Origin of the sequence: Synechococcus sp. Minos11 (assembly GCF_014279855.1) — a bacterium.
Classification (GTDB): Bacteria; Cyanobacteriota; Cyanobacteriia; order PCC-6307; family Cyanobiaceae; genus RCC307.
Genome location: NZ_CP047953.1, coordinates 1,641,282 through 1,659,474, shown reverse-complemented (window position 1 = coordinate 1,659,474; position 18,193 = coordinate 1,641,282). Strand labels below are relative to the sequence as shown.

At 64.3% G+C, this 18,193-nt stretch carries 19 protein-coding genes and 1 tRNA gene; 10 read left to right on the top strand and 10 right to left on the bottom strand.

The annotated features are described in order from the left end of the window. Positions 1-22: 22 nt before the first annotated feature. Positions 23-871: a hypothetical protein gene (locus tag SynMINOS11_RS09360; RefSeq protein ID WP_186548130.1), complete on the bottom strand. Its 849-nt coding sequence runs from the start codon at positions 869-871 to the stop codon at positions 23-25. Then, a complete protein-coding gene (locus SynMINOS11_RS09355; protein WP_255445375.1) occupies positions 868-2,388 on the bottom strand; it encodes an Hsp70 family protein in 1,521 nt (506 codons plus the stop codon). Before SynMINOS11_RS09355 ends, SynMINOS11_RS09360 begins: the two co-directional genes overlap by 4 nt. 95 nt (positions 2,389-2,483) lie before the next feature. Here SynMINOS11_RS09355 and SynMINOS11_RS09350 point away from each other — a divergent pair, with 95 nt between their 5' ends. The 3 genes from SynMINOS11_RS09350 to SynMINOS11_RS09340 are packed head-to-tail and all read left to right on the top strand — an operon-like array spanning position 2,484 to position 3,433. After that, positions 2,484-2,786 carry a hypothetical protein gene (locus SynMINOS11_RS09350; RefSeq protein ID WP_050815552.1) on the top strand — a complete coding sequence of 101 codons (303 nt, stop codon included), beginning with the start codon at positions 2,484-2,486 and terminating at the stop codon, positions 2,784-2,786. Positions 2,787-2,840: 54 nt separating this feature from the next. Further along, entirely contained in the window at positions 2,841-3,071 is a 231-nt protein-coding gene (locus SynMINOS11_RS09345) for a DNA-directed RNA polymerase subunit omega (RefSeq protein WP_043737209.1), read from the top strand. Then, positions 3,071-3,433, top strand: a complete 363-nt coding sequence (locus SynMINOS11_RS09340; protein ID WP_011936266.1) for a DUF1818 family protein — start codon at positions 3,071-3,073, stop codon at positions 3,431-3,433. Before SynMINOS11_RS09345 ends, SynMINOS11_RS09340 begins: the two co-directional genes overlap by 1 nt. Here SynMINOS11_RS09340 and SynMINOS11_RS09335 read toward each other — a convergent pair. The 6 genes from SynMINOS11_RS09335 to SynMINOS11_RS09310 form a co-directional block, all read right to left on the bottom strand. Beyond that, complete coding sequence (locus SynMINOS11_RS09335) at positions 3,430-4,188, bottom strand: hypothetical protein (protein WP_186548126.1); 759 nt, start codon at positions 4,186-4,188, stop codon at positions 3,430-3,432. The two genes, SynMINOS11_RS09340 and SynMINOS11_RS09335, sit on opposite strands and share 4 nt — an antisense overlap. A 63-nt stretch (positions 4,189-4,251) precedes the next feature. Continuing rightward, on the bottom strand, positions 4,252-4,731 hold the full coding sequence (locus tag SynMINOS11_RS09330) for an EVE domain-containing protein (protein WP_186548124.1): 480 nt from the start codon (positions 4,729-4,731) through the stop codon (positions 4,252-4,254). Further along, positions 4,728-6,104: a UDP-N-acetylmuramoyl-L-alanine--D-glutamate ligase gene (gene murD / locus SynMINOS11_RS09325; RefSeq protein WP_186548122.1), complete on the bottom strand. Its 1,377-nt coding sequence runs from the start codon at positions 6,102-6,104 to the stop codon at positions 4,728-4,730. Before murD ends, SynMINOS11_RS09330 begins: the two co-directional genes overlap by 4 nt. Before the next feature lie 19 nt (positions 6,105-6,123). Further along, positions 6,124-6,195 (bottom strand) — tRNA-Val (locus SynMINOS11_RS09320). A gap of 71 nt (positions 6,196-6,266) precedes the next feature. Beyond that, the gene (locus SynMINOS11_RS09315) at positions 6,267-7,052 is read right to left on the bottom strand and encodes a photosystem II S4 domain protein (protein WP_186548120.1); all 786 of its coding nucleotides are present in this window, start codon (positions 7,050-7,052) and stop codon (positions 6,267-6,269) included. Between the two features lie 5 nt (positions 7,053-7,057). Further along, positions 7,058-7,555 (bottom strand): hypothetical protein, encoded by a 498-nt coding sequence (locus tag SynMINOS11_RS09310; protein ID WP_186548118.1) that lies wholly within the window; start codon positions 7,553-7,555, stop codon positions 7,058-7,060. A gap of 56 nt (positions 7,556-7,611) precedes the next feature. Here SynMINOS11_RS09310 and serA point away from each other — a divergent pair, with 56 nt between their 5' ends. The 4 genes from serA to SynMINOS11_RS09290 all read left to right on the top strand — a co-directional run bounded on the left by serA (position 7,612) and on the right by SynMINOS11_RS09290 (position 11,025). Continuing rightward, positions 7,612-9,198 (top strand): phosphoglycerate dehydrogenase, encoded by a 1,587-nt coding sequence (gene serA / locus SynMINOS11_RS09305; protein ID WP_186548116.1) that lies wholly within the window; start codon positions 7,612-7,614, stop codon positions 9,196-9,198. Positions 9,199-9,202: 4 nt separating this feature from the next. Next, positions 9,203-10,108, top strand: a complete 906-nt coding sequence (gene prmA / locus SynMINOS11_RS09300) for a 50S ribosomal protein L11 methyltransferase (RefSeq protein ID WP_186548114.1) — start codon at positions 9,203-9,205, stop codon at positions 10,106-10,108. A gap of 145 nt (positions 10,109-10,253) precedes the next feature. After that, positions 10,254-10,553, top strand: coding sequence for a ferredoxin (locus SynMINOS11_RS09295; protein ID WP_011936258.1), 300 nt, complete (start codon positions 10,254-10,256; stop codon positions 10,551-10,553). A 64-nt stretch (positions 10,554-10,617) separates the two neighbouring features. Then, a complete protein-coding gene (locus tag SynMINOS11_RS09290) occupies positions 10,618-11,025 on the top strand; it encodes a hypothetical protein (RefSeq protein ID WP_011936257.1) in 408 nt (135 codons plus the stop codon). Positions 11,026-11,051: 26 nt separating this feature from the next. Here the strand turns inward: SynMINOS11_RS09290 and psbV are convergent, their stop codons facing one another. Both psbV and rnz read right to left on the bottom strand, forming a co-directional pair. Beyond that, the gene (gene psbV, locus SynMINOS11_RS09285) at positions 11,052-11,555 is read right to left on the bottom strand and encodes a photosystem II cytochrome c-550 (protein ID WP_043737196.1); all 504 of its coding nucleotides are present in this window, start codon (positions 11,553-11,555) and stop codon (positions 11,052-11,054) included. Between the two features lie 79 nt (positions 11,556-11,634). Beyond that, positions 11,635-12,594, bottom strand: coding sequence for a ribonuclease Z (gene rnz, locus SynMINOS11_RS09280; RefSeq protein ID WP_186548112.1), 960 nt, complete (start codon positions 12,592-12,594; stop codon positions 11,635-11,637). Between the two features lie 48 nt (positions 12,595-12,642). On the opposite strand from rnz, the gene SynMINOS11_RS09275 reads away from it, so the two are divergent. Genes SynMINOS11_RS09275 through SynMINOS11_RS09265 form a run of 3 tightly spaced genes read left to right on the top strand, consistent with a single transcriptional unit; the run spans position 12,643 to position 18,193 of the window. Further along, complete coding sequence (locus SynMINOS11_RS09275; RefSeq protein WP_255445374.1) at positions 12,643-13,836, top strand: SpoIID/LytB domain-containing protein; 1,194 nt, start codon at positions 12,643-12,645, stop codon at positions 13,834-13,836. Further along, positions 13,833-14,597, top strand: a complete 765-nt coding sequence (locus tag SynMINOS11_RS09270) for a glucosamine-6-phosphate deaminase (protein ID WP_255445373.1) — start codon at positions 13,833-13,835, stop codon at positions 14,595-14,597. The genes SynMINOS11_RS09275 and SynMINOS11_RS09270 overlap by 4 nt, the downstream gene beginning before the upstream one ends. Further along, positions 14,597-18,193: a hydantoinase B/oxoprolinase family protein gene (locus SynMINOS11_RS09265; protein ID WP_186548110.1), complete on the top strand. Its 3,597-nt coding sequence runs from the start codon at positions 14,597-14,599 to the stop codon at positions 18,191-18,193. The genes SynMINOS11_RS09270 and SynMINOS11_RS09265 overlap by 1 nt, the downstream gene beginning before the upstream one ends.

Here is an 18,193-nt window from a genome sequence, read left to right as displayed (position 1 = left end):
TCAAGCCAGCACATCCTGTCACTCAACGTTGGCAGCTGCTCTCCGGCCCCTGTTCCAAGACCTGCCCGCCGAGTTCGCTGCAGCCCAGTTCGAATGCCTGCCAGGCGCTTAACCCCAGCGAGAGGTGGCGCTGCACGGCGGCATCGAGTTCGCTGTCGGAGATTGGTTGGTCGCCGCTGTCGCGGTGGCTGTCTTTGGGTTGATTGCTGCGCTGCATCGCTGCGGCTTGACGACTGACGTCGGTGCGCAGGCTCAAGGCTTTGCGCTGCCACCAGGGGTGGTTCAGCTGATTGAGCTGATCCAAGGCTTCCCACCAATCCTCTCCAGCAGCGGCACTGGCGGCTTGGCTGTAGGCGTAGCGGTTGGCAGCCCAGTGGTCCTCCAGCGTGGCGTGGAGCTGCTGCCCATCGGGGAAGCGGGTTTCGCCACTGCTGGTGAGCAGGGCCATGGCCTGGCGGGCCTCGCCGCGCTGGTAGGCCTCCATGGCTTGGCGTTGAATCTGCTGGCGCCATTGCTGCAGCCGCCGCTCTTCGACAGCTGGGTTGCCGCTGCGCAGCACCAGTTGGCGCTGTTGGTCGAGTGCTAACCGCAGCCGTTGTTGCTCCCAGTTGCGGCTGGCTTGCGTGCGCAGGCAGCCCGCCACGATGGCCTGCTCTTCGCTGTTGAGTTTGCGGAGCGCCGCCAGCTGTTCGCCCAGCCTCAAACAGGTATCGAGTTGGTCGTTGTCGACCGCTTGAGCCAGGCGGGCCGGGAGCTGGCTCTGCCACCAGCCCAACGACAGCGCCACGGCCCCCACCAGGCTGATGGAGCTCCAGATCCAAACCTTGGGTAGTCGCGAGCGGCGCGGCGACACCGGGGGAGGGCAAGTCACTCCACAATGCCGAGGATTTGGCGGGAGAGTCGTTGCTCGCCAACAAGATCAAACCCCTCCAGCCAAAGCTGCCGTTCGGCGTCGACCCCGAAGCGCAGCCGCAGGCAGTCTTGGCCTTCTTGAGCACCCGCTGGCAGAGGGATCTCCAACGCCGGTTGGTTCCAGGGCCGCACGCTGGCCTCGCCGGCCTCCTGACTGCGGAGCACCGGCAGATCATCAATAAACACCACCTCGGCCCTGGATTCACCGCTCGGGGTGCCCAGTTGCACCTCAACGCAGGCTTGATCACCGCGGCTGGCTAAAACCAGCTCCAGGGGTTGCGGGGTTGGCCAGGCTTGCCCGGGTAAAAACAGGGGATGCCAGCGCTGGTTCTGCAGCCTCCGGTCCCAGCAGCGCAGGCTGATGCCGTGTTGCAACACATCCATCACCTGCAGGGCTGGAGTCATGGCCAAGGCGCCGAGCACCACGGCTTGCAGGGGTTGGGTGACCAGGAGCTCTGTTTTCGGCAAGCGGCGCTGCAGCCACTGCTGCACCCAGGGCAGTGCGCTGCCGCCACCGACGGCCATCACCGCATCGATGGAATCAAGTGATTCGCCAGCCCGCCGGGCCGCAGCTTCCACTTCATTGAGCAGGCCATCCAAGAGCGGCTCCAGGCCGGCGGCGTCCAGCACGTTGTTGAGCTCCCGCCGGCTTCCTTGCAACGGCCGGGGCCCTGCCTCGCTTTCCAGCACCACTTGAGCGCTGGTGGTTTCGCTTAAGGCGCATTTGAGTGCCTCAGCAGCGTTCAACCAGGCCTGCGGAGCTGGTTCAGGGGCTCCTAAAGCTTTGGCCCACCAGCGATCGATCATGCGCCCGCCCAGGCTGATTCCCGCTTTGCCCAGCACCTTGGCGGTGCGCTGTTGTTGTCCTGGACGTTCCGCTAAGGAGCGGCCCGCAAAGCGCAGCAGTTGGGCCATGGGCATGGCGCGGCCTTCGCCCCCCTCCAGCCTGACCAGCGCCAGATCGGTGGTGCCGGCGCCGATATCGAGAACCAGCACCAGGCTTCCAGGCGATAGGCCTGCGCCAAGGGCAGCTGCTGTGGGTTCATCCACCAGGGCTACTTCATCAATGGCGAGGGACTCGGCCCACCGCTGCAGCCAGCGCCGATAGCCCGCGAAGCCCTGGACCGGCGCGGTGAGCACCAGCCGTTGGGGCTGGATGGTCTGCGGCAGCCGTTTCCAAATGCCTTGAAGCAAGGCCTCAGCCGCCTGCTCAGCTGCGGTTGGGGCATTGCTTTGCCCGAGCAGCGCTTTGAAATCCCGCAGGCACTCGGCTTCGCTGCCGGCTTCGATCACTTGCTGCCCCAACAGCCAACGGCTGCCGCCGCTGGGGCTGACCAGGCTGGGAATGCTGGCATCGCTTGTGGAGCGGCTGAGGGGCGCTAAAGCCAGCACTTCCCCAGGGCTGCCGGGTGCTGCTTGCCAGCCCACCAGGGTGCTTGAGCTGCCCAAGTCGATCGCAAGGGTCCCCTGGCTCAAGGCAAATCCTTTCCTGAATGCTGAAACCATTGCAGAAAGTACGGCCATCCACACCCAGCGCGGTTCACATTGAGATCAATGAGTCCGGGTATGAGATGGCTGGCGAGCGGTTGTTGCGGGCTGTGCTCTCGTTTTACCGGGAGGAGACCGAAGATCTCGCCCGGCTCGAGCCGTTGCTGAGTTGCCGCCTCAGCCGCGGGTGGTCGGCCTTGCGGATTGATTGCAGCGACCGTCTTCACCTCGAGCAGATCAACGAGTTGGTTCCGTTGCTGCGGGCTCCTTTGGATGCGTTGCAATTGGTGCGTCAAATCCGCTTGATGGCCCCTGGTGTGCCTGATCGCATCTATCCCGTGCGGGTCCCCCAGCTGCACGACGGACAGGCTTCAACCGCTGAGTGACATGAGTGCCGAGATAAGATTGAGAGTCCGAAGGGCGGTTTGAGCCGCAGCGCGATGTATCTCACTCAGCAACCGGAAGCCAAGGATCTTGCCAAGCGTGGTGAAAGCTTGATTCGGAAGTCGAGCAATCGCTACTTGACCACCGTCCGGGTTGCCTTTCGCGCCAAGCAGCGCCGTTTCGATGACTTTGAAGGGCTGCTCGATGACTCGATGGTGAAGCCTGTGCAGCGCGCCATCATCGAGCTCAGTGACGAGCAGGATCAGCCTGATCTTCTGCCTGGTTGATGCAGGCGGAGGGAGCGGGTTGGCGCTTGGCCGTCGATCCATCCCGCGATGGCTATCAGGCCTTAATCGGTGGTGAGGGCTGGGCGATTGAGCTCAGCCTCGAAGAGCTGGCCTCGCTCAGCGCGCTATGCGTGCGCCTGCAGGAGCAGCATCTCGCCATTGCAGACCAGCTGATGGCAGAAGAAGTGATCGAGATCGCTTTGGAGCGGGGCCCCTGGTGGTTGGAGCTCAGCGGTGATCGCGAGCGCTGGGGGCTTCGCTTCGTGTTGAGCTCTCCCAATGGCCGTGGCGCGGAGGGGATGTGGCAGCCTCCGGCCAGTGGGGAACTGTGCTTGGCACTGGCGAAAGCCGGCAGTTTCTAGTTGGCCTGCAAAAAGCCGGTGCGGTCGTCGCTGCCGAAGAGGTGTTGGTAAGCCGCCACCAGGCTGCAAATCACAACCGGAGCTGCCACCAGCAAGCCCACGCCAAAGATGAGCACGCCCAGCAACACAATCAGGATCATCAAGGCCCCAAAACCCAGCACGCCGAAAAACTGAGGGTCCACGCCCTGGCGCCCCGCTTTGAACGCTGGCACTGGGCTATCACCGCGGGCAATCACCAGGGGCAAGTGGAACATCTGCGTGACGCCCACATAGATCATCACCAGCAAACCAGCCAGCAAGGGCAAGGCGCTGAGCTCGAAGCGGATCAGGCTCAGCAGCGCTCCTGAGAGCCCCGCGATGATCAAGATCAAGATGTTGACGCCGAGTAGCAGCAGGGCCATCAAGAACAGACGCCCCATGGCGTTTCCATCCCAGCGGAAGAAATCGTCCCAGCTGGGTTTGCGGCCCGACAGCGCAATCCAGGCGCCGCGGAACAGGCCGATATTCATCCAAAGGCTGACCAGCACATTGAGCACCAGCCCGATGACCACGACCAGGCCCCAGCCGATGGCACCAAAGCCTTCGCTATCGCCGCCATTGCTGCCCAAGTCTTGCAGCCACTGGGTGAAAAAGGTGAGCACCAACCCCAGCAGGGTGAAACCCACAAACACCCAGGGGGCGCGGGTAAAGGCTTGCCAGCCGCGGCTAATCGAGCCGCCAATCGGCAGAGGTGCTGTTGACCCGGCTGCCGTCATCTCGTTGCCCCGCATTTGGGCGGAAATTAGCTCTGCTTAGCGGCTGCTGCCATGAAGGGATGCTTAGGGCGTGGCTGGCCCGAGCAGCGCAAGCAGTCGCTCGGCGCTGGCGCCGATCACTGGAAGGATGGATAGGCGGTTGCCCCGCTTGATGACTCCCAGCTCGTCTTCGGTAAAAGACTGGCGCAGGTCATCGAGGCTGAGCATTGCGGCAAAACGGCCCACATAGCGAAGCTTCACGCAATCCCAGCGCGGCGCTTCGGGTTTGGATTTGGGGTCGAAGTATTTGTTGTCCGGCTCGAATTGGCTGGGGTCGGTGATGCCCGTCTCCACTACCTCCATCAGGCCAACAATCCCCGGTGGCTTGGCATTGGAGTGATAAAAAAACGCGCGATCACCCACTTCCATGCTCCGCATGAAATTGCGGGCCTGGTAGTTGCGGATGCCATCCCACAGCGTGGTCTCCTCGGCCTTGAGGTGGTCAATTCCATAGACATCGGGCTCGCTTTTCATCAGCCACCACTTGGGTTCAGGTGCGCTCATGCCATGGCCTCCACCAACTGACGGAAATGATCACCCCTGACCTCGAAATCGCGGTATTGGTCAAAGCTGGCGCAGGCCGGTGAGAGCAGCACCGCTTGGCAGTTGAGCTGTTCGGCCAGCCGGCGTGCCAGCGGCAGCGCCTGATCAAGGTGCTCCTGCTGCTCGATCACGCCGGGATAGCCAGCACTGCCGAGCAGTTCGCGGAAGGTGCTTTGTGCTTCGCCGAAGAGCACCACAGCCGCTGCTTTCTGGCCCAGGGCCTCCAGCCAGGCGCCGGGCTCTCCGCGTTTGGCGCGCCCACCAGCCAGCACCACCAGCGGGCGTTCCAGCGACTGCAGGGCCACCAATGAGGCGTCGTAGTTGGTGGCTTTGCTGTCGTTGAAATAGGTGATGCCGCTGAGCTCGCGGATGCGTTCCAAGCGATGGGGCACGCCAGGGAAGCTGCGGCAGCCCGCTTCGATTTGAGCGGGGCTGAGGCCGCACTCCAGGGCCACAGCCGTCGCCAAGGCCAGGTTCTGGCGGTTGTGGGCGCCAGGCATGGCCAAGGCTGCGCAGGGAAACAGCGGCCCGGTTTGATTGCAGAGCTGTTCGCCACTGACCCATAGATGCGGGGTCATCGCAGCGCTGAATTGGTCTTTGTCGCCGCCGCTCACCCAAAGCGCTTGGGGCCACTCGGCTGCATGGGCGTAGAGATCGCGATCATCGGCATTGAGAAATTGCCGCCCGCTCTGCTGCAGCAGCCCCGCCTTGATGCTGCGGTAGCGCTCGAGCGTGCCATGGCGATCGAGATGGTCAGGGGTCAGCGTGGTCCAAACACCAATGCTGGTCTGCACCGATGGCGCCGCTTCGATCTGATAGCTGCTGAGTTCCACCACCACCCGTTGAGGCTGCTCCCCCTCGAGGCAGGCGAGGGCGAGTTCAGCGGCGGAGGCACCGATGTTGCCGCAAGCCGGAGCATCGAGGCCCCCCTGTTGCAGCAGATGGGCCACCAGGGACGTGACGGTGGTTTTGCCATTGGTGCCGGTGATGCCAATCCAGGGGATGCCCGCCATGGCCTGCCAGGCCACTTCCACTTCACCGACGACGCGGCAGCCCCGATCGCGCAATTGGTTGAGCACCGGATGATCGAAGGCAATGCCAGGGCTGATCACCACTGTCGAGGGCCAGCGTGGCAAGGCCTCAAAGCTCTCCAACGCCAGGGGCTTGCCCAGCTCCACCTGAATGCCGATGGCGTTGAGCTCATCGGCCCGTCGCTTCAACTCAGCGCTGCTGTTGCTCTCCAATAGCCACACGTCGGCACCGCGCGCGTTGAGGAGCCGCGCTGCGCCGATGCCAGAGCGGCCCAAACCCACCACCACGACAGGAACTTGCATGCTTGGTGAATGGTTGAAATGGGCGATACTGGAATCGAACCAGTGACTCCTACCGTGTCAAGGTAGTGCTCTACCTCTGAGCTAATCGCCCGCTGGGCTTTGGCCAGGCGGGAGGCCCGCTAGCCGTTGGCCGAGAAAGGAACTTACCACCACACCGAAGGCCTACCGGCGCCGCGTCATTTGCAGGCGCCAGCGGTCCCGTTTGGTGCGATCCACACGATCCAACACCAGTTCGCCCCGCCCCTCCAGCTGGACGCGCTCTCCGCTTTGCAGCTCGCGGCTCGGTGTGGTCACCACGGCCCAATCCACGCGGATGCGTCCTTGACGGATCCAGGTGGCCATCTTGCTGCGAGAAACCCCAAAACCAGCTGATGCAATGGCATCGAGCCGCAGGGAGGCTTCCACGCTGGTCAGGCTTTTGCTGCTGCTGGCCTGGCTGGGCAGCCGGCTCCAATCCCCGGCTTGCAGCTGGCAGTCCACGCTGCGCACCTGAAGGGATTGCTCCTGCAGGCGTTCAGCCATGGCGCTGGTGACGATCACCAGAGCGCCGCGATCACCGCGCACCAACACATCGCCAAGGTGGAGCGGATCGATGCTGTGCTGGTCGATCAAGGCCGCCCGGATCGCCGTTGGCTCAGCGGGGTCAAAAAGGAAATTGCCGCTCACCTCGACCAGCGCCAGTGGCGCTGGCTCGCCGGCATCAGCTGCTTGATCGCTGCGGCTGATCTGCAGCAGGCGCCGCTCAGCTTGAGGAAAGCCACCGGCACTGCGCAGGTGCAGCTCGCCTAAAGGGGCGAAGCGCTCTTCAGCCTCCTCGCGCTGGGGACCTGTGAGGAAGGCGCTCCAGCTGGGCTGATAGGTGCGCAGCACCACTTCGGCTTGCTGAATGAGGGCTTCGAGGGCCTGGGGATCGCGGGTCCCTTCGAGCAGGTCGCGGCGCGGCAACATGGCGCTTAATCGTCCTTGAGCCGCACGACGCTGGCCGGGCGGCAGCGCTGGATCAAGGCCCAGGGCACCATTTCGCTTTGGATGGCATCAATCAACAGCACGCATTGGCCTTCGTTGAGGCGATTGCGCACCACGCGAATTTGGTCATCGCGGTCGCTGGTCACGCTGGCTGCAGCGGCATAGCTGCCCATCCAGCCAGATCCCAGCCCCAACAAGCCTCCAATCAAGGGCTGGCCGATAGGACCGGCGAAAGCAAAGGTGTCGAGGTTGGTGATGAAGGTGAACACCATGCCGGCACCGAAGCCAAAGGGCAGCAGCCAGGTGGCCATTTGCCGTTGGCGCCCCTGACGCTGCAGCGCTGGGTTGAGCTCCACCACCTGCTCTGGCTCGATCCCGCCGCTGCCCACCGCACGCAGTTGCAGCCCCGGTTGCCCGTCCAAGAGGGCCTTGAGTTCGGAGCGGCTGCCTGTGTCCTTCAGCAGCACAGCCACGCACAGTCCCATCAGTTTTGGCCCTTCAGCAGTGGTCTCTACACTGGACCACCGCATGCCTGCGGACGATGACAAAAGTTTTGGTGTCTGACCCCATCGACCAAAAGGGGATCGACATCTTGTCCCAGGTTGCCCAGGTCGATGTGCGTACGGGCCTGCCAGCTGACGAGCTGAAATCCATCGTTGGCGAGTACGACGCCTTGATGATCCGCTCCGGCACCCAGGTGACGGCGGACATCATCGAAGCGGCGCCCCGCTTGAAGATCATCGGCCGCGCCGGCGTTGGCGTCGACAACGTTGATGTTCCGACGGCCACCAAAAACGGTGTGCTGGTGGTCAACTCACCGGAAGGCAACACGATTGCGGCCGCTGAGCACGCCCTGGCGATGATGCTGGCCCTCTCGCGGCACATCCCTGCAGCCCACAGCAGCACGGCCTCTGGTGGTTGGAACCGCAAGGCTTATGTGGGCAATGAGCTCTACAAAAAGACCCTCGGTGTGGTGGGTCTTGGCAAGATCGGCTCCCATGTGGCCCGTGTGGCCCAGGCCATGGGTATGGAGGTGCTCGCCTACGACCCCTTCATCTCCAGTGAGCGGGCGCAGCAGTTGCGGGTCCGTCTTCGCCCACTGGACGCGCTGTTCAAAGAAGCCGATTACATCAGCCTGCACCTGCCCCGCACGCCAGACACCGAAAACCTGGTGAATGCTGAGCTGATCGCCACGATGAAGCCCAATGCGCGGCTCGTGAACTGCGCCCGCGGCGGCATCATCAATGAGGCGGACCTGGCGGCAGCCCTGAACAACGGCGTGATCGCCGGCGCTGCGCTCGATGTCTATGCCAATGAGCCGCTGGAGGCGGATTCCCCGCTGCGTGGCGACTGTGATCGCCTGATCCTCACGCCCCATTTGGGAGCCTCCACCGAAGAGGCTCAGGCCAACGTGGCCATCGATGTGGCCGAGCAAATCCGCGATGTGCTGCTGGGCTTGCCAGCCCGCAGCGCCGTCAACATCCCAGGCCTGACGCCTGATGTGATGGAGCGGCTCAAGCCCCATCTGCAGCTGGCTGAAACCCTTGGCTTGCTGATTAGCCAGCTGTCGGGCGGCCCCGTGCAGGAGCTGCAGGTGCTGCTGCAGGGTGAATTTGCGGAGCACCCGAGCCAGCCGTTGGTGGTGGCCTCGTTGAAGGGCCTGCTCAGTTCGGCGTTGGGCGATCGCATCAACTACGTCAATGCAGCCCTGGAGGCCAAGCAGCGCGGCGTGCATGTGTTGGAGGTCAAAGACGAGGCCAGCCGTGATTTCGCTGGTGGCTCGTTGCAGCTCTCCTGCCGCAATGCCAATGGCAGTCACACCGTGACGGGTGCTGTCTTTGCCGATGGTGATCTGCGCATCACCAGCATTGATGAGTTCCCCTTGAATGTGCCCCCAAGCCGGCACATGCTGTTCACGCGGCACCGCGACATGCCTGGAATTATCGGCAATTTGGGTTCCTTGCTCGGTGAGCACAACGTCAACATTGCCTCGATGCAGGTGGGCCGCCGCATCGTCCGAGGTGATGCCGTGATGGTGCTCAGCCTGGATGACCCCATCCCCAGCAGCACCCTCACCAGCGTCAAGGACATCAACGGCATTCAGGAAGCCCACCCCGTCACCCTGTGATCTGATGCCTGCCGCTGCTCAACCCTCTTGGTGGCGCCTTGAGCTGGAGCCTCCCGGTGAGCTGGAGGAATCCCTGCTGTGGCGCCTCGAGAGTTTGGGGGTGCACCGCTTAGCGGTGCGTTTCCGTCCTGAAGCCCCCGAGCAGCGCACCCTGCAGGCGTGGTTGCCCGAGGTGGATTGGCCCGATCCAGAGCGGCTGGCTTTGGCTGAAGCCTTGGCTCAGATGGCCGAGCCCTTTGGCGTTGCATTGCCCCCGCTGCGCTGGGAGCTGCAGCCTGAAGAGGACTGGGCCCTGAGCTGGAAGCGGCATTGGCAGCCCGATCCGGTGGGGCTGCGCCTCTTGATCCTGCCCGCCTGGCTCCAGGTGCCCGCTGAACATGCCGAACGCCTGGCGCTGTTGATTGATCCAGGCAGTGCCTTTGGCACCGGCTCTCACCCCACCACACGCCTTTGCCTCGAAGCGCTGGAGAAGCGTTCGCTCACTGGCTCGCGCGTGGCTGACCTGGGCTGCGGCAGCGGCATCCTCGGGATTGCCTCGCTGGTCCTCGGCGCCAGAGAGGTGCTGGCCAGCGACACCGACAGCCTGGCCGTGCGGGCCACGGCAGAGAACGCCGCACTCAACCAAGCCGGGGCGCATCTACGGGTGCAGCTGGGTTCAGCTGATGTCTTGCAGCAGTTGCTGGCTGGGGCCCCAGCTGATCTGCTGCTCTGCAACATCTTGGCGCCGGTGCTCACGGCCCTGACGCCGGCTTTCTCGGAGCTGCTAACAGCGCGTGGGGAGGGCTTGCTCAGCGGTTTGCTTGTGGATCAAGCGCCCGCGTTAACGGCGCACCTGGAAGCCCATGGCTGGCGGGTGACAACCGAGGCAGAGCAAGGGCGTTGGGCCTTGCTGGCCATCCAGCGAGCCTGAGCGGAAGTCATATAAATCTGGCTTATATGTGCTCGATGATCCATTGGCCTTGCCCGGCCTGGGGCACTGATGGGCCCTGATCAGGTGTACAACAGTGCCGCCCCACAGGCCCGGCTTGCCGCGGACCTGAGCAACGATTATTCCCATGGCGTCCTACAAGGTCACCCTCGTCTCGGAAAGCGAAGGCCTGAACAAGACCATCGAAGTCCCCGACGACCAGTACATCCTCGATGCTGCTGAAGAGCAGGGAGTCGACCTCCCCTATTCCTGCCGCGCTGGCGCTTGCTCCACCTGCGCCGGCAAGCTCACCGCTGGCACCGTTGACCAGAGCGACCAGAGCTTCCTCGACGATGACCAGATCGAAGCTGGTTTCGTGCTGACCTGCGTGGCCTACCCCACCAGCGACTGCACCATCAAGACCCACGCTGAAGAAGAGCTGTATTGATCAGCTGCTTTCCATAAGCGTCCTTCAAGCCACCCCTTGAGGGTGGCTTTTTCGTATCTGCACCATGGCCGCGACAGCTTCTGTGACCCACGATCAGCTGCTGCCATCAGGCAGTGAGCAACCCAGTCCTGGGGGCATGTACAGCTTTCGGGTGCTGGGGCCCTGCTGCCGCTTGTTTGATCGCGAAGAGCTGCCTTGGCCCTGCTGCCGCTTGCAATGGCGCAGCAAGGAGCCCAGTTGGCGCCGGGTGGGAAAGCGCTTTGTTCCCGACCTGGCCGCCCGCCGCTGCCCCTCCTATGCCGTGGAGTTGCTGCAACCTGGGCTGCGACCTACCCCCACGGTGTTGACCCTGTTTGCTGAACGCCTGAGCCCTGAGCTCCAGGGCTGGTGGTACAGCCGCCGCCCGGAGCAGGAGCAACCACTCCCTGACCCCCCAGACACAACAAAGCCCGCCGTTGAAGCGGCGGGCTGAAAGCTGTTGGGTTTAGCAGGGCTGAATCAGAAGTAGATCTTGCCGCCGCCCCACTGGGTTCCCTGCGCTTTCGGGGACGTCAGGATGTAACCGGCCATGCGGCGCAGGTCTTCATCGTTGAGATCGCGCATTTTTACAAACACGTCGGCGCTGCGCATGCTGGGGTGGAATTCAGCGATCGAGATCTCACCGTCATAGGAGGTGGGATCTTTCATGTAATCCACCAGGGCATCCACGGAGTCCCGAGGCGGGGTAGCCAGGGCCAGAGTCTCGGGATCAAGTCCCACGTTCTGGTTGGTCTTGGTGATGCCACCGGCGTGGCATTCGCCGCAACTGTTGTTGAACACCTTGCGCCCGGCTTTGATCTCGGACTCGGTGAAGGTCACCGTGCTGCCGCTGGCATCCGCCGGAACAGTCAGAGTTTCTGCGTCCCACTGCACGGCATGGGCCGCTGGGGCCAAGAGCAGCAAGGCGATGGGCAGGAGCAGCAGAGCGCCGAGACGCCGTAGACCCTGAAGAACGGTGCGCATGGAGTGGGGCAAAAGAGACAGTCTCCTGAGCCCTTGTATCACGCGCAGGCACTGCTCCGGGGCTGAATCGTCATGCCACTCACAGACTGTTGCAGGCCGTGGTGCTCACTTCGATGCAGAGGAAGTCCTTGGCCAGCACGGTGTTGGGAAAGATCGCCTTGGCTTCCTGCAACAAATCATCCGGGCTTTCGGTCGCCCCAGGCACGTAGCGCGGGCTCAGGTGCGTGAGGGCCAGTTGCTGTACGCCTGCTTCCGCTGCGGTCTGCGCCGCCATGGTGCTGGTGGAGTGCTGGCGTTGATAGGCCATCGCGGCATCGCGATGGGAAAAGGTGGCTTCGTGGATGAGCAGATCAGCCCCTTGGGCCAAGGCCACAGCGCGCTCGCTGAACACCGTGTCGGTGCAATACACAACGGAGCATCCCGGCTGCCTGGGCCCGCAGAGCTCGCGGCCATCGATGCGCCGCCCGTCGGCAAAGGTGACGGTTTCTCCGGCTTTGAGGCGCGCAAACTCTGGCCCTGGCGGCAGCCGCATCGCTTTGGCCTTGGCAATGTCAAAGCGGCCTGGGCGCTCGCTTTGCTGCACGCGATAGCCAAAGGCAGGCACCCGGTGTTTGAGCGGTGCGCAGCAGACGCTGAACTCCCCATCGATGAGCAGGGGTTCGCCGCTGTTGGCCGCTGATTCCACCGGGTGAAAGCGCAGGGGATAGCCAATCCGAGTGGCGGAGTGCTGCAGGGCACTCAGCACAAAGGCCTCCAGGGGTTCGGGGCCATAAAGGTCGACCCCATCACAGGTTCCCGCCATGCCCAGGCTGGCCAGCAAGCCTGGCAAGCCGAAGACATGGTCTCCATGCATGTGGGTGATGAAGATGCGCCTCAGCTGGGAGACACGCAGCTCGCTGCGCAGGAATTGGTGTTGGGTGGCTTCGCCGCAGTCGAACAGCCACAGGTCGGCGCGCTGCGGCAGACGCAGAGCCACCGCAGAGACATTGCGGCTGCGGCTCGGGACTCCGGAACTGGTGCCGAGAAAAGTGACCTGCAATGGCGCTGGTTGGCTGCCCCAGCTTTGATGGTGCCACGGCAAAGCTCAATGAACCTGCGTTGGACCTTTGGCAGCCTCATGGGGCTGCTCCTGCTGCTCTGGCCTGGGGCGGCCCGCTCCGCCCAAGAGCCCCAGGTGCGGGTGTTGTTGGCCCAAGCAGCCGCCTTAAGGGTTGTTCCCGTTGCCGGCAGCAGCCTCACCCTGCGCGATGGCCACGGCAGGCTGTTGGGTCAGCGCGATGAAGGCCTCACCTTGCGGGCCTCTCGCGGCCGCATTGCCGGTGTTGCGGGCGAGCCCCAGCTGTTGTGGCTGCTGCCTGAGCAGCCCAACGGCAGCTTCTGGCTGCAACAGCGGCGTTACCGCGGTGCGTTGCTGGTGCAGCTCAAAGAGGGGCGCTTGCAGGCCATCAATCGTCTGGGTGTGGAGAGCTATCTCCCCAGCGTGGTGGGAGCTGAGATGCCCCACCAATGGCCTGCTGAGGCCCTGCGCGTGCAGTCGGTCGCAGCACGCACTTATGCCCTGCGGCAACTTCGGCCTGGGGCGGATTACGACCTGGATTCCACCCAGCGCAGCCAGGTGTACCTCGGCTTGGAATCCGAGACCCCCAGCACCCGCAGCGCTGTGGCCAGCACCCGGGCCCAGGTGCTCAGCCATGGCAGCCGGTTGATTGAAGCGGTGTTCCACAGCAGCAGCGGTGGCCGCACCGAAAACAGTGGCGAGATCTGGCGCAACCAACTGCCCTATCTCAAGAGCGTGCCGGATTTTGATCAGATCAGCCCGGTGTATCGCTGGAGCAAGCCCCTGGACGCTGAGCAGTTGCTTGAGGCCTTCAGCGAAACCGGCGGCGCCGAACAGATTGAGGCTGTGCAGCGCACCAGCACCGGACGCCTTAAGCGTGTTGTGGTGCGCGGGCCCGGCGGAGAGATCGAGTTGCCGGCGCGCGAGTTGCGCCGCCGCCTCAAATTGAAAAGCACCTACGTGCGCTTTGACCCCCCTGAGCCCAACAGTGGTCCGTTTGGGGACTCCGAGGATTGGCTCAACCCCGCGCCTGGGCCCCAACCCCAACTCATCGCCAAAGGCCGCGGCTTTGGCCACGGCGTTGGCATGAGCCAGTGGGGCGCCTATGGCCTCAGCCTTCAAGGCAAGGGCTATGCCGCGATCTTGAGGCACTACTACCCCGGAGCCAAGCTGGACCTCTATCAGGCACCCAGCGCCTGGCCCAAACCACCCCCGCAGCCGTGACGGCATTCCCTTTCCAGCTGGTGCAGCGCGATGAGCCCGCGGCGTTGATGCAGGCCTGCAGCCAGCATCTGGAGCAGTGCCTTCAGCAGCGCCTCTCTGAGCCCAGTCCGCGGCCTTTGGGCCTGGCCACGGGCCGCACGATGGAACCGCTCTACGGCGCCTTGGTGGCGCGTCTGCAGCGCTGGCCCCAGCCGCAGCTGCAGCAATTGCGCCGCCAGTGGCTCAGTTTCAATCTCGACGACTATGTCGGCTTAAAGGCCGGCGACCCCTCCGGCTACGGCGCCTACATGCAGAAGCATTTGGGTCAGCCCCTTGGCTTGGGTCCTGGGCAGCTCTGTCTGCCGGAAGCGGCTGCGGCCGATCCTCAGGTTGTGGCACTGGCCTACCAACAGCGCCTGGCTGCCGCTGGTGGTGTTGGGGTGCAGTTGCTGGGATTGGGCAGCAATGGCCATGTGGGGTTCAACGAGCCCCCCTGCGGCGCCGAGGTGGGCTGCCGGGTGGTGCAGCTCTCTGTGGCCACGCGGGCGCAGAACGCTGGCCTGTTTGGTGGCGACCCGCAGAAAGTTCCCCAGTCCGCCATCACCCTTGGGCTCAAGGAGATCCTTGAGGCCACAGAGATCCATCTGGTGGTCACCGGCAGCGGCAAGGCCGCAATCCTGCAGAAGCTGCTCAACGAAGGCCCCAGCGAGCAGTTGCCAGCCAGTTGGTTGCGGCAGCACGGGCGCGTCTGGCTTTGGGTGGATCGGGCCGCTATGGGCTGATGGCCTGGCAGTTTTGGGTTGATCGCGGCGGCACCTTCACCGATGTGGTGGGCCGTGACCCCCAGGGGCGCCTGCAGGTGCGCAAGGTGCTCTCGGTGCAGCCTGAGCAGACCGGTGATCCAGCGGTGAGCGCCATTCGCGGCCTCTTGGATCTGCCACCTGGGGCGGCGATTCCCGCAGGCTGCATCGAAGAGCTACGCCTCGGCACCACCGTGGCCACCAATGCCCTGCTGGAGCAGGCCGGCGATGGGGTGCTGCTGATTACCAACGAGGGCTTGGCTGATGTGTTGCGCATTGGTGATCAGCACCGGCCGGAGTTGTTTGCCTTGCAGATCCAGCGGCCAACTGGTCTTGAGCAAGCCGTTGTGGAGGTGGCTGGCCGGTTGGATGCGCGGGGCGAGGAAATCGCTCCCTTGCGGCTGGATGGCCGCCTGCGCCAGCAGTTGCAGCAGTCGCGAGCTGCCGGGCTGCGCAGCTGCGCGATCGCCTTGATGCACGCCTACCGCAACCCCTGCCATGAGTTGGCCTTGCAGCGCTTGGCCCGGGAGCTGGGCTTTGAAACGGTGGTCTGCTCCCATCAGGCGTGCCCCCTGCCGCGGCTGGTGCCCCGCGGCCAGACGGCCTTGGTGGAAGCGGCGGTGTCTCGCGTCTTGCACACCTATTTGGCTCAGGTGCGTGGTGATTTGGGGGAGGCCACCGCGTTGCGGGTGATGGGATCCAGCGGAGCGCTGCTGGACCCTTCGACCTTGCTGGCCAAAGACACGATCCTCTCTGGCCCTGCGGGCGGGATGGTGGGTGCTGCCGCGGCAGCGCAACAGGCCGGTGTGGCCGCTGGGGCCCTGGTGGGGTTCGACATGGGCGGTACCTCCACCGATGTTTTTTGCATTCCAGCCGGTGTGGGCCTTGAGGCCTTGGAGCGCAGTCCCCAGACCGAGATTGCTGGGCTGACGCTGCTCGCCCCGCGGCTTCCGATTCACACCGTTGCCGCCGGTGGGGGCTCGATCCTCAGCACAGACGAGCAGCGCCTGCAGGTGGGGCCGCGCTCAGCCGGCGCTGATCCAGGACCTGCCTGTTACCGCCGGGGCGGGCCGCTCTGCCTCACCGATGCCCATCTGCTGTTGGGTCGCTTGCAGGTGGCCCATTTCCCAGCGGTGTTTGGCTCCCAAGGTGATCAGCCGCCCGATCTGGCGGTGGTGCAGCAGCGCTTTGCAGAGCTGGCCGCACCGCTGGGGCAAAGCGTTGAGGCCTTGGCCCATGGCGCGCTTGATCTGGCCGTTGAGACCATGGCTGCGGCGATTGAACAGGTGTCGCTGTTCTGCGGCCACGACATTCGCGGTGGGGTGCTGGTGGCCTATGGCGGTGCTGGCGGCCAGCTGGCCTGCCGCTTGGCTGAATCCCTGGGGCTGGGGCGGGTGCTGCTGCATCCCCTCGCTGGGGTGCTCTCGGCTTGGGGCATTGGCCAGGCCCAAGAGCGCCGCTGGCGGCAGCGCGCCGTGCGTGAACCGCTCAGCCTTGAGTTGCTGCAGCACTTGCAGCAATGGCTGGTCCAGCAGGAGGCTGCTGACGGCCCCCAGCGCCGTTTGGAATTGCGTGATCAAGCCCATGAGCAGGGCTTGCTGCTGCCCTGGCCAGTGGGTGCGGGCCCCGCTGAGCTGGAGCTGGCCTTTGCTGAGGCCCATCAGCATCGCTTTGGCTATCGCCCTGCTGCTGGAACGCGGTTGGTGGTGGAACGCCTTGAGGCCGAGTGGCCGCTGCCCAAGCCAAGGGAAGCCACCACCAGCTGGACGGCACCAGCCCTGGAAACATGGCCACCAGCACCAGCCACCGCGCCGGTGCATATCCCCGGACTGGGTTGGCAGCCCGTGCCGGTGGTGCCCCGCGCCAGCCTGCATCCCGGCCAGAGCCTGGTGGGGCCAGCGCTGATTCCGGAAGCCACTGGTTGCACGGTGCTGGAGCCCGGCTGGACGGCTGCCGTCGATGGCCTTGGCAATCTGCTGCTGGACCAGCAGGCCTCGGTTGCGGCGCCCAAGCCGCAAGCTGTTGACCCAGCCAGCGCTGATCCGGTGGAGCTGGGACTGTTTCACCATCGCTTTATGGCCATTGCCGAGTGCATGGGGGAGCGCTTACGGCTCACCAGCCGCTCGGTGAACATCCGCGAGCGGCTTGATTTTTCCTGCGCCCTGTTTGATCGCCATGGCGCCCTGGTCGCCAATGCGCCCCACATCCCGGTGCATCTGGGCTCCATGGGCGAGGTGGTGGCTGATCTGCTCAGCCAGGTGCAGGCCGGGGTGCGTCCAGCCCTGCAGAGCGGAGAAACCCTGCTCAGCAATGACCCGTTCCATGGCGGCACCCATCTGCCCGACATCACGGCCATCACCCCGGTCTTTGCCGGCCAGGCGGAGCCGGTGGCGTTTGTGGCGTGCCGCGGTCATCACGTGGATGTGGGTGGTACAACCCCTGGTTCGATGCCGCCCTTCAGCCAAACCATTGCTGATGAGGGGCTGCGTTTGAGGCAGTGGCCGTTGGTGCGAGAGGGCCGTTTGCAGCTTGAGGCCTGGCAGCAGCGGCTGGCCCAAGAGCCGCAACCGCCCCGCTCCCCTGAGCTGCTGTTGGCCGATTTGCAGGCCCAGGTGGCAGCCAATCAGCTGGGCCTGCAGCAGCTGGAAGCCTTGATGGCCACCAGCGGCGTGGAGCTGGTACAGCGCTACATGGGCTTTGTGCAAAGCAATGCGGCAGCCGCGGTTCGGCGCGTGCTCTTCACCCTGGAGGACCGTCAGTTTGATGTGGAGCTCGACAACGGCGCGCGCTTGCAGCTGGCCATCAGCGTGGACCGCTCAGCAGGCCGCGCCAGGCTTGATTTCAGCGGCACCTCCGTGCAGGGCAGCCATAACTTCCATGCGCCCTTGGCGGTCACCAAGGCGGCGGTGCTCTACGCCTTTCGCGCCTTGGTTCCTGAGCCGATTCCGCTCAATGCTGGCTGTTTTGAGCCCTTGGATCTGGTGGTTCCCAAGGGGTGCTTGCTCAATCCCGAGCCGCCGGCTGCGGTAGTGGCCGGCAATGTGGAAACCTCTCAGGCCCTCTGCAACTTGCTGTTTGGGGCCATGGGCGTGATGGCGGCAGCCCAAGGCACGATGAACAATCTCAGCTTTGGCGATTCCAGCCGCCAGTACTACGAAACGATCGCCGGCGGCACTGGAGCTGGCGCAGGCTTTGCTGGAGCCGATGGCATCCAAAGCCATATGACCAATTCCCGGCTCACCGACCCTGAGGTGCTCGAAGAGCGCTTCCCTGTGCGTTTAGAGCGATTTGCGCTGCGGCCGAATAGCGGTGGGGCCGGCCAGTGGCCTGGTGGCCGCGGCCTAGAGCGGCGGCTGCGGTTCCTCGAGCCGATGACGGTGTCGCTGCTCAGTGGCTCACGCCGGATTGCCCCCTTTGGCTTGGCGGGAGGTGGAGCTGCAGCAGCAGGACTCAACCGCCGCTGGCGCATCGATGGGAGCGTTGAGGAGCTCGGCGGTTGCGCGCAACTGGAGCTGGCGGCAGGTGAGGCGCTGGAGGTGTTGACCCCCGGTGGTGGCGGCTATGGCCCGCCGGCTTGA

What these genes read in the sequence shown, in the direction of transcription:
- SynMINOS11_RS09350 (WP_050815552.1), top strand. Translation starts at nt 2,484, where the DNA reads ATGGCTGGCGAGCGGTTGTTGCGGGCTGTGCTCTCGTTTTACCGGGAG.
- SynMINOS11_RS09345 (WP_043737209.1), top strand. Translation starts at nt 2,841, where the DNA reads ATGTATCTCACTCAGCAACCGGAAGCCAAGGATCTTGCCAAGCGTGGT.
- SynMINOS11_RS09340 (WP_011936266.1), top strand. Translation starts at nt 3,071, where the DNA reads ATGCAGGCGGAGGGAGCGGGTTGGCGCTTGGCCGTCGATCCATCCCGC.
- SynMINOS11_RS09335 (WP_186548126.1), bottom strand. Translation starts at nt 4,188, where the DNA reads ATGACGGCAGCCGGGTCAACAGCACCTCTGCCGATTGGCGGCTCGATT.
- SynMINOS11_RS09330 (WP_186548124.1), bottom strand. Translation starts at nt 4,731, where the DNA reads ATGAGCGCACCTGAACCCAAGTGGTGGCTGATGAAAAGCGAGCCCGAT.
- murD (WP_186548122.1), bottom strand. Translation starts at nt 6,104, where the DNA reads ATGCAAGTTCCTGTCGTGGTGGTGGGTTTGGGCCGCTCTGGCATCGGC.
- SynMINOS11_RS09315 (WP_186548120.1), bottom strand. Translation starts at nt 7,052, where the DNA reads ATGTTGCCGCGCCGCGACCTGCTCGAAGGGACCCGCGATCCCCAGGCC.
- SynMINOS11_RS09310 (WP_186548118.1), bottom strand. Translation starts at nt 7,555, where the DNA reads ATGGGACTGTGCGTGGCTGTGCTGCTGAAGGACACAGGCAGCCGCTCC.
- serA (WP_186548116.1), top strand. Translation starts at nt 7,612, where the DNA reads ATGACAAAAGTTTTGGTGTCTGACCCCATCGACCAAAAGGGGATCGAC.
- prmA (WP_186548114.1), top strand. Translation starts at nt 9,203, where the DNA reads ATGCCTGCCGCTGCTCAACCCTCTTGGTGGCGCCTTGAGCTGGAGCCT.
- SynMINOS11_RS09295 (WP_011936258.1), top strand. Translation starts at nt 10,254, where the DNA reads ATGGCGTCCTACAAGGTCACCCTCGTCTCGGAAAGCGAAGGCCTGAAC.
- SynMINOS11_RS09290 (WP_011936257.1), top strand. Translation starts at nt 10,618, where the DNA reads ATGGCCGCGACAGCTTCTGTGACCCACGATCAGCTGCTGCCATCAGGC.
- psbV (WP_043737196.1), bottom strand. Translation starts at nt 11,555, where the DNA reads ATGCGCACCGTTCTTCAGGGTCTACGGCGTCTCGGCGCTCTGCTGCTC.
- SynMINOS11_RS09275 (WP_255445374.1), top strand. Translation starts at nt 12,643, where the DNA reads ATGAACCTGCGTTGGACCTTTGGCAGCCTCATGGGGCTGCTCCTGCTG.
- SynMINOS11_RS09265 (WP_186548110.1), top strand. Translation starts at nt 14,597, where the DNA reads ATGGCCTGGCAGTTTTGGGTTGATCGCGGCGGCACCTTCACCGATGTG.